General features: G+C 67.5%; 5 protein-coding genes and 1 pseudogene. 3 read left to right on the top strand and 3 right to left on the bottom strand.

Features of this window, described 5'->3' with window-relative positions; translation table 11 throughout:
• Window positions 1–204: 204 nt before the first annotated feature.
• Window positions 205–1,269: a sugar ABC transporter substrate-binding protein gene (locus tag ACFV0G_RS16015; protein ID WP_380547044.1), complete on the bottom strand. Its 1,065-nt coding sequence runs from the start codon at window positions 1,267–1,269 to the stop codon at window positions 205–207.
• 336 nt (window positions 1,270–1,605) lie between these two features.
• Between ACFV0G_RS16015 and ACFV0G_RS16010 the strand changes: the two genes are divergently transcribed.
• A complete protein-coding gene (locus tag ACFV0G_RS16010) occupies window positions 1,606–3,837 on the top strand; it encodes an alpha-L-fucosidase (RefSeq protein WP_380547042.1) in 2,232 nt (743 codons plus the stop codon).
• A 532-nt stretch (window positions 3,838–4,369) separates the two neighbouring features.
• Here the strand turns inward: ACFV0G_RS16010 and ACFV0G_RS16005 are convergent.
• A complete protein-coding gene (locus tag ACFV0G_RS16005) occupies window positions 4,370–6,427 on the bottom strand; it encodes an alpha-L-fucosidase (protein ID WP_380547040.1) in 2,058 nt (685 codons plus the stop codon).
• 611 nt (window positions 6,428–7,038) lie between these two features.
• Between ACFV0G_RS16005 and ACFV0G_RS16000 the strand changes: the two genes are divergently transcribed.
• Both ACFV0G_RS16000 and ACFV0G_RS15995 read left to right on the top strand, forming a co-directional pair.
• Window positions 7,039–9,090 (top strand): family 43 glycosylhydrolase, encoded by a 2,052-nt coding sequence (locus ACFV0G_RS16000; protein ID WP_380547038.1) that lies wholly within the window; start codon window positions 7,039–7,041, stop codon window positions 9,088–9,090.
• Between the two features lie 39 nt (window positions 9,091–9,129).
• Window positions 9,130–9,270: pseudogene (locus ACFV0G_RS15995) on the top strand (IS5/IS1182 family transposase); the annotation flags it as partial.
• Here the strand turns inward: ACFV0G_RS15995 and ACFV0G_RS15990 are convergent.
• Window positions 9,257–9,481, bottom strand: a complete 225-nt coding sequence (locus ACFV0G_RS15990; protein WP_380547060.1) for an e9imm peptide — start codon at window positions 9,479–9,481, stop codon at window positions 9,257–9,259. The pseudogene ACFV0G_RS15995 and the gene ACFV0G_RS15990 overlap by 14 nt on opposite strands.
• Between the last annotated feature and the right edge of the window lie 151 nt (window positions 9,482–9,632).

Below are 9,632 nucleotides of genomic sequence, written 5' to 3'. Positions count from 1 at the left end.
CCGCGGCGCGCGTGGGCGCGCGGGGCGGGCGGGGCGCCCCCCCGCGCCCCATTTTCGTGGCGCATCCCCCCGCCCCCCCCCCGGGGCCGGGGGGGGGGGGCCCCCCCCCGCCGTCCGCCGGGGCGGGCGCGGGGGTGACTGTCCGTTCCCCGTCGCTCATCTCAACCGCCTTGTGCTCGTGAGCCGTTGGTTCCGGAGGAGGAATCAGCCGAGGTTGTTGCCCCACAGCGACTTGTCGTCGCTCTTGACGCTGGCCTCGCCGCCGTAGGTGCCGCCGTCGACGGTGACCAGGGGAGCGGAGAGCTGGTCCTCCAGCAGACCCTCGCGGACCTGGATGATCGTGCTGTCGTGGTCGGTCCTGCCGGGCTTGAACGCCTTACCGTCGATCGCCGCCTTCAGGTAGTACAGGGCGTACTTGGCGTACAGGTCGGCCGGCTGGGAGACCGTGGCGTCGATCTTGCCCTCGCCGATGGACTTCAGCTCCTCCGGGATGCCGTCGTTGGACACGACGAACACGTGCTTGGGGTCCTTCGGGTCGACCAGCAGACCCTTCTGCTTGAGGACCTGGAGCGTGCCGGACAGGGCGAAGCTGGACTCCATGTAGACGCCCTTGATGTCCGGGTTGGCCGTCAGGTCGGTCTGCAGCTTCTGCGCGGCGACCGCGCCGTCCCAGTTGGTGGCCTCGCCGAACACCTTGACGCCGGGGTAGTTCTTCTTCATGCAGTCGTTGAACGCCTCGGTGCGGTCACGGCCGTTGATGGAGTCCAGGCCGCCCTCCAGCATGACGACCTTGCCCTGGCCGCTCAGCTTCGTGCCGAGGAACTGACAGGCCTTCTCGCCGTAGGCGCGGTTGTCGGCGCGCACGACCATGAACACCTTGCCGGTGTCCGGGCGGGTGTCGACGGTGACGACCGGGATCTTCTTCGCCTCCAGCTGCGCCAGCGTCGGCGCGATGGCGGCGGTGTCCTGCGGGGCCATCGCGAGGCCCTTGACGCCCTGGCTGATGAACGTCTGCGCGTTGGCGGTCAGCTTGGCGACGTCGTTCTGCGAGTTGGTGGTCTTCAGGTCAAGCCCCAGCTCCTTGGCGTACTGGGGCGTGTACTTGATGTACGAGTTCCAGAAGTCGGTGTCGGAGCGCGGGTAGTCCACGCCGACCAGCGGCGCGCCGCCCGACGCGGCCGTGGTGCCCGTGCCGCTGCTGCAGGCGCTGAGCAGCGCCAGGGAGGCCAGGGCGGACGTGGTGGAGCAGAGTGCGGTCCTGAGTCTCATCGGTACTTCCTCGCGCTGGTCCCGTGAGCGGGAGAGAGCTGTGCCGGGCGGCAGCTGCTGTGCGCCGCCGCATCGGAGAGATGGGATGTATGTATAGGCGGCAGTCGGGGGGCGTGTCTAGCCATCGGTCAAAACGACTGTAAAAACCGCCTGTTGAGTAGGCCCGGACAGCTTGCGGAGTCAAATCAACCCCATCAATGTCCTGCGCGACCGTTGACATCAGGGCGTCACATGAACGAACTTCATGCGTAACCTCCGGTGCTCCCAGGGGCGTGCGCGTCGCACGTCGCCTTGGTCGAGCCCGTCTCCGCTGTCCCCCACCCCAGGGAAGTCCTCATGGCGAGTTCTCTCAATCGACGTCAGTTCCTGTCCGCGGCCGCAGGTGTGGCTGCGGCCGCCATCGCCGGCGGCGGCCTCGGGGCCGGCGTCGCGCAGGCGGCACCGAGCACCTACACGCCCGACTGGACCTCGGTCGACCAGCATCCGTCGGCCCCGGAGTGGTTCCAGGACGCCAAGTTCGGGATCTACTTCCACTGGGGCGTCTTCAGCGTTCCCGCGTACGAGAGCGAGTGGTACCCGCGGAACATGCACATAGCCGGCAGTGCGGCCAACCAGCACCACATCGCCACCTATGGCCAGCCGTCGGCCTGGCCGTACCACAACTTCATCAACGGGGCGCGGGACCTCGCGGGCAACTTCGTGCAGTTCGCGCCGAAGCTGAAGTCGGCCGGCGGGAACTTCGACCCCGACGAGTGGGCGCAGCTGTTCGTCGACGCCGGCGCCAAGTACGCCGGCCCGGTCGCCGAGCACCACGACGGCTTCTCCATGTGGGACAGCCAGGTCAACGAGTGGAACTCGGTCGCCAAGGGCCCCAAGCTGAACCTGCTGCAGCTGTTCGCCACGGCGATCCGCGCCAAGAACCTCAAGCTGCTGGTCGCCATGCACCACGCGTTCAACTTCAACGGCTACTACGACCACGTCGCCGCGCAGTCGGACCCGAGCTTCCAGAAGCTGTACGGCCAGTTGAGCACCGCGCAGGAGAACCAGCTCTGGTACGACAAGCTGAAGGAGGTCATCGACCGCGCCCAGCCGGACATCCTCTGGCAGGACTTCGACCTGAACAAGGTCGACGAGACGCAGCGCCTCAACTTCCTCTCCTACTACTACAACCAGGCCAATTCCTGGGGCCGCGAGGTCGTCGCCACCTACAAGGACGGCCTCGACAACAAGGGCGAGGTCTTCGACTACGAGCGCGGCGGCCCGGCGGACCTCACCAGCCCGTACTGGCTGACCGACGACAGCATCTCCAGCAGCAGCTGGTGCTACACGCAGGGCATCGGCTACTACAGCATCCCGCAGATGCTGCACTCCTTCATCGACCGGGTCAGCAAGAACGGCAACGTCCTGCTGAACATCGCGCCGATGGCCGACGGCACCATCCCGCAGGGGCAGAAGGACGTCCTGCTCGGCATCGGCGACCACCTGAAGCGCTTCGGCGAGTCGATCTACTCGACCCGCGCCTGGACGGTGTACGGCGAGGGCCCGACGAAGATGGGCGGCGGCTCCTTCACCAACCCGACGGCGGGCACACCGCAGGACATCCGCTTCACCCGCAACAAGGCCGGCAACGTCCTGTACGCCACCGTCCTCGGCTGGCCCGGCAGTTCACTCACAATCAGGACCCTCAGCTCGGACCGGATCAACCTCTCGTCGCTGACCTCGGTGAAGCTGCTCGGCTCCACCGCCGGCACCACCATCGACCTGGCCGCACCGACCCAGAGCACCTCCGGCCTCACCGTCACCCTGCCCTCCTCCGCGCCGTACAGCGCCAACGCGTACGTCCTGAAGCTCTCCTTCTCGGGCACCATCCCGGACCTGCTGCCGCCGCCCGGCGCCGTCGTCTTCAAGGACGTCAACTACACCGGCACCTCCGCCGCGCTGGCCGTGGGCGAGTACACCGCGGCCGGCCTCGCCGCGGCCGGGGTGGGCGCGGCCGCGATCTCCTCCCTCCGTACGTCCCCCGGCTTCCAGGTCGTCGGCTACTCGGCGGACAACTTCACCGGCACCGCCTGGACCTTCACCGCCGACAACCCCGACCTCAGGGCCACCGGCAACAACGACCAGATCACCTCGCTGAAGGTCCAGTTCAACCCGTCGACGTACCTCCGGCTCACCAACGTCACCGACGGCCTTGCCCTGGACAGCGGCGGCAACGTCGCCTCGGGCAGCAACCTCAAGCAGTGGACCTGGGACGGCAGCCCCAACCTCCAGTGGCAGGCGGTCGACGTGGGCGGCGGCTACTACAAGCTGGTCAACCGCACCAACGGCATGGTCGCCGACGGCTGGGGTGCCACCACGGCCGGCTCCGCGGCCCGGCAGGCCGCGTGGAACGGCAGCACCAACCAGCAGTGGAAGATCACTCTGCGGAGCGGTTACGGCTACTCGATCGCCAACCGCGCCACCGGTCTGGTCCTCGACGGTGGCGGCAGCGTCGCGTCGGGCTCCGTCACCAAGCAGTGGGGCTACAACAGCAGCACCAACCTGCTGTGGACCTTCACGGCGGTGTAGCCGCCGGCCGCCGCACGTACGGGGCCGCCGGCGCAACGGCCGGCGGCCCCGTACGGCTGAGCGCTGGATCGAGCTCGTGGGTGAGACCCCGCGCGGTCACTCCGCCCCGTGCAGCCTGGCTCGGCCGACGCCGCCCGGTAGCGATCGGTCGGCGGCATGACCGGGTGCAACGGTGGACTCCGGCGACGTGGGGCCGGTCACTGACGGCAACCGTGGCAGCGTGGTCAGCGGACCAGTGATCGTCACGGACGGCGCCTGGCCGACGGGCGCCCAGACGGGGCCGTCTACCGGAGCCAAGCGTTCAGCAGCGGCACCACCGTGACCACCAAGGTGAGCCCGCTGGACAACACCGACCCCTGGGCAAAAGCAGGCATCATGGTGCGCAACGACACCGCTGGTGCCGGCAGTTCAGCGGGGTACGGGGTCATGGCCGTGACGCCCAGCAATGGAGTCGGGGTACGACTCCAACGGCGTGAACACCCTCCTGGCCGTGCTGTACGCAAGAGGCTGTGGGCCACCTGGGTGGTGGCGGTCAGGCGACCGGGGTGAAGGTCCACAGGAGGTTGGCGCTCTGCTGCCATCTCCACTGCTTGGTCACGGCCCCTGAGGCGACTCGTCCGCCGCTGTCGAGGACGAGTCCCGTGCCACGGTTGGCGATCGAGTACTGGCCCTGGCCGCGGTGGGTGATCTGCCACTGCTGGGTGTTGCTGTCGTCCCAGGCCTTCTGCCGGGCCGGGTCGCCGTTGGCGGTGGAGCCCCAGCCGTCGGCGACCATGCCGTTGGTGCGGTTGACGAGCTTGTAGTAGCCGTTGCCGAGTTCGATCGCCTGCCACTGGAGATTGGTGTGGTCTATCGGTTGCCACTGCTTCAGATTCGAGCCGCCGGCGACATTGCCGCCGCTGTCCAGCGCCAAGCCACTCGTGACATTGGTCAGGCGGAAGTATGTGTCGGGCCTGAACGTCACCTTCAGTGATCTGATCGCGTCATTGTTGCCGGTCGCCACGAGGTCGGGGGTGTTGGAGGTGAACGTCCAAGCGGTGCCGGTGAAGTCGTCGCCCGAGTAGCCCGTCACCTGGTAGCCGTCGGGTACCAGGACGGAGGAGGCCATGGCGAGCCCCAGTCCGGCGGCGGACAGCTGGGAGGAGGTGTAGCCGCCCAGCGGCAGGACGGCGCTGCTGCCTTGGTAGTCGACGTTCTGGAACACAGCCGCGGAAACCCTGATGGGCATGCCCTGGACCTCGACGCACACTACGGAGACGCCGGCGTCCGGTGCCGTGGCCGGCACGGTGACGTTGATGGTGCCGCCGCTGACGGTGTACGAGAGCGAGGCCGAGGGGTTGTTGAGCAGATAGACGCGGCGGATCGTGTTGTCGAGCGCGGGGATCCTGAGCTGACCGTTCGTGGGCCAGGTGAAGACATGGGCGAAGAGCTTGCTGTTCTTCCTGGTGACCTTCCCCCATGTTGGTTCGGTAGCGAACGGGCTGCCGCTGGTCCCGTGGATGCTGTCGCTGTAGGTCGACATCCAGGAGGCCAGGCCGTTGAGGACGGTCTGCGTTCCGGCGGTGACCAGGCCCTCGCCCGTGGGGCCGATGTTCAACAGATAGTTGCCGTCCCGGGAGACCACCGTGACGAGTTCCCGGACGATGTCCTTCAAGGGTCTGTAGCGGGTCTCCAGGCCCGCGTTGTAACCCCAGGAGCCGTTCATGGTGGCGCACTTCTCCCACTGCCGGTCCATCGGCTCGGCGGGTATCCCGAACTCCGCGACCGCGTAGTCACCGAGACCGAGGTCCCGCTTGACCCGCTCGTTGACGATGAGGCCGGGCTTGCGGGCGATCAGCCGGTTGTAGAGGCCGACGCCGTCCGATTTCAGCCACCAGTCCTCCAGGGTGGGGCTGGAAGGCTCGCCGGACCAGTCGCCGTCGAACCACAGCAGCGCCGGATCGTAGCGGTCCAGCAGTTCCTGCAGCTGCGCCTTCATGTCGGCGATGTAGGCGGTGCGCGCGGCCTGAGAGGACATCGTGGTGAGACCGCCCTCGTGACGCTCGGCCTGTGAAGGATGGTTCCAGTCGAGGATCGAGTAGTACAGGCAGAACTTGATCCCGCGGCTCTCGCACTCCCTCTTGAGGTCCCCGAGAAGGTCGGTCTGGAAGCCGCTGTAGTCGTGCAGGTTGTACAGCTTGGTGCCGGTGGTGTCGGTGAAGCTCGCGACGTCGGAGTCCCACATCGCGTAGCCCTCGTGGTGTTTGGCGGTGATCACGAGGTACTTCATGCCGGCGTTCTTGGCGAGTTCGGCGATGGCGGCGGCGTTGAACCGGGTCGGATTGAACTTCTGGCTGACCTGCGTCTGGTAGTTCGCCTTGCTCCATCGCTGCTGCGCAAACACCCACTCGCCCTTGCCGAGATACGAGTAGGACCCGAAGTGGATGAACATCCCGAACCGGGCCTCGTACCACCAGTCCATCTTCGAGGGGACGGTGTACGCCTCCGCGGTAGAGGGCCACAGGACCTGCGGCAGCCCGACGGCCGCCAATCCCCCGGCAAGGGCGGTGGCCTTCATCAGAGAGCGTCTGCTGAGGGATCCAGAGGACATGGTGCGGCTCCATGTGTTGGGGGAGGGAGGGCAGGGCGCCAGGAGCGGAACGTCGGCATGGCGGCCGTGTTCCGCTTCGCCCTCGAGAAGACATCGGATGGATTTATAGGGGAACTGCGGTGCCGGCGTCTACAGTTGAGGCAACATCAGGTTCTGAGGGGTCATTCATTCGACGAGTGGAGCCCTAAACATCGGATCTATGGCGTCGCTATTGCGCCTACCCATTGAGCGGGCCCGCGTTCGGTGCGTGGGCGCGGCGCCGGGTGTCGGGCTGTGGGCCGCGAAGAACGTGCCCGCGTCCTCGCCGCTGCTCGCTCCGGCCGGCGTGGCGGTGTCGACGGTGGTCCACTGTCCATGCCGGACGTCTTGACGCCGGCCTGGAGTTCGTCGAAAGTGAGGGCCTGATCCGGACGGCTTGTGGCGGTCGTCCCGTCGCGGATTGTGAGCGTTAACACCAGCGCGCAATCCGGGAGTATCTGCCCAGCGTGCGGTCGGCTCCAATGCTCGAACCGGCCTCTGCCCGACTGCCCGGGCCATCACGTCATGCCTCGCTCGAAGAGCCGCCAATGCCTCTGATGCCTGGCGGGCTTCCCTTGACCAAGGACGGGACTGTGGACATCACCAGACGTCAGCTCGGCCGGCTCGCGGCCGTCGGCACGGGGGCGTTGCTGCTGCCGGGCCTGCTGCCACCGGGCCGGGCGGCGGCAGCCGTGCCTCCGGCCGGGACGTGGGGCGACCAGGGCGACGGCACCTACGTCAACCCGGTCCTCCCGGGCGACTTCAGCGACTGGGACTGCATTCGGGTCGGCGACGACTACTACGGCATCACCAGCACCTTCGGGTACTCGCCCGGCGTGGCCGTGCTGCACTCGAAGGACCTGGTCAACTGGCGCACGCTCGGCGGCGCGGTCGGTGACGTGACCCAGATCGGACCGGAGCTGAACTGGGACCGTATGAACCGCTACGGCCGCGGCGTGTGGGCCGGCGCCATCCGCTTCCACGCGGGGCGCTACTGGGTGTACTTCAACACTCCCGACGAAGGCTTCTTCATGACCTCGGCCGCGTCACCGGCCGGCCCGTGGGATCCGCTGACCTCGGTGTGGCGGACCTCCGGCTGGGACGACCCGTGCCCGTTCTGGGACGACGACGGACAGGGCTACCTGGTCACCAGTCACTACTCGGACGGCTACAAGATCAACCTGTTCAAGCTGTCCGCGGACGGGAAGTCGCTGGTCGGCTCGCCCACGGTCATCCACCAGTCGTCGGGCAGCGAGGCCAACAAGCTGTACAAGATCGACGGCCTCTACTACCACCTGTACAGCGAGGTGAAGTCCGAGGGCCGGGTGCTGATGATGAACCGCAGCTCCAACCTCTACGGCCCCTACGAGACCAGGCAGCTCGAACATGTCAACGCCTCGGTGGACCGCGAGCCCAACCAGGGCGGCCTGGTGCAGGCTCCGGACGGCGCCTGGTACTTCGTGACCCATCACGGCCACGGTGACTGGGAGGGGCGCGTGCTGTCCCTGCTGCCGGTGACCTGGGTGGACGGCTGGCCGATCCTGGGCCAGGTGGGCTCGGACGGCATCGGCACCATGGTGTGGACCGGCCAGGTCCCCGCCGGCGGCACACCCGGGCTGCCGGTCGACGCGCTTCCCCCAGTGGTGACCAGCGACCTGTTCACCGACACCCGCATCAAGCCGCAGTGGGAGTGGTACTACCAGCCGCGCGCCGACCACTGGTCGCTGACCGAACGCCCCGGCTACCTGCGACTCAAGGCGTTCGCACCGCTGGCGGGCGACAACCTGACCAAGGTCGGCAACACCCTCACCCAGCGAGTGCTGCGCACGGCGGGCGGGGGGACGGTGACCGTCCGCCTCGAACTGGCCGGCCTCGCCGACGGCCAGCATGCCGGACTGTGCCACTACGCGGCCACCTACGCGGGGTTGGGCGTCCGCCGTTCCGGGAGCACCACCACGATCGCGCACAACGCCGGCGGCACCCTCACCAACGGCCCGGTCGTCACGCAGAACGTCGTGTGGCTGCGCACCAGCTGGGACGCCAACGGAGTCAGCCAGTTCTCCTACAGCCTCGACGGCACCACATACGCCGCCTTCGGCGGCACCTACCAGCTCACCTGGGGCGGATACCGCGGCGACCGGATCGGCCTGTACACCTACAACCCCAACAACACCGGCTACGTCGACGTCGACTCGGTGCAGTACACCATCGCGCCCACCAGGGCCTACACATGCGTCAGCGTGCGCAGCGGCAAGGTCGCCGACGTCTCGGGTGGGTCGGCCGCGGACGGCGCCGGCCTGATCCAGTGGCCCGACAACGGCGCAGCGAACCAGCAGTGGACCTTCCAGTCCACTGCGGACGGCTACCACACCATCACCTGCGTCCGTAGCGGCAAGGTCCTCGACGTATCAGGCTCCTCGACCGCGGACGGCGCACGGATCGTACAGACGACCGCCGACGGCCGCACCAGCCAGCAATGGCAACTGCGCCCGCTGACCGGTGGCGCGTTCTTCGTGGTCAACCGCAACAGCGGAAAGGTCCTCGACGTGAGCGGAGGCAGCACGGCCGACGGCGCCGCGCTGATCCAGTACTCGGACCGGGGCAGCACCAACCAGCAATGGACCTTCCACCGCGTCACCGGCTAGGAGCTTCCGGCCGATCATGTGACTGTCGCCTTGCCGGATCGTTGTCCCGTCTACCCGGAGAGGGCCGGCGGTAAGGCTGCCCGCCTGCGCAAGGGGTCACGAGGCGGACGGCCACCGGGCTTCGACGAGGAGCGGTACAAGAAGCGCAACACCGTCGAGAGGGCCATCAACAAGCCAAAGCTGGATCGACCACCTCGGCCGCTGTCGGCTCCGGCCCGTCGGGCGAGTAGATCAAGTCGCTGACATAACCAATCGGACAGCCAAGGCCCCTGTCCAGTGCCTCCAGCGTGCGGTCGATCTCGGCGTCGTTGTAGCAGTCCCCATCCAAGATCTTCTGCACCATTGCAACGGCCGACTCGCGAGTCATCACCGCTTCACCCACTCCCTTCATGAGCGTGGAGAGCTTAGCGAGTTGACGTTCCCGCACCGGGGCCCCCGCCCCCGAGGGGGGGGGGGCGCCCCGGGGTGAAATGCAAGAATATTTGTTGGACATTTGGGGGTGGGATTTTGGTGACAGAGACCCCCCCCCAAAGGGTGTTTAG

The organism is Kitasatospora sp. NPDC059571 (assembly GCF_042735675.1).
Lineage (GTDB): Bacteria > Actinomycetota > Actinomycetes > Streptomycetales > Streptomycetaceae > Kitasatospora.
This window is presented reverse-complemented; position numbering and strand designations above follow the sequence as displayed.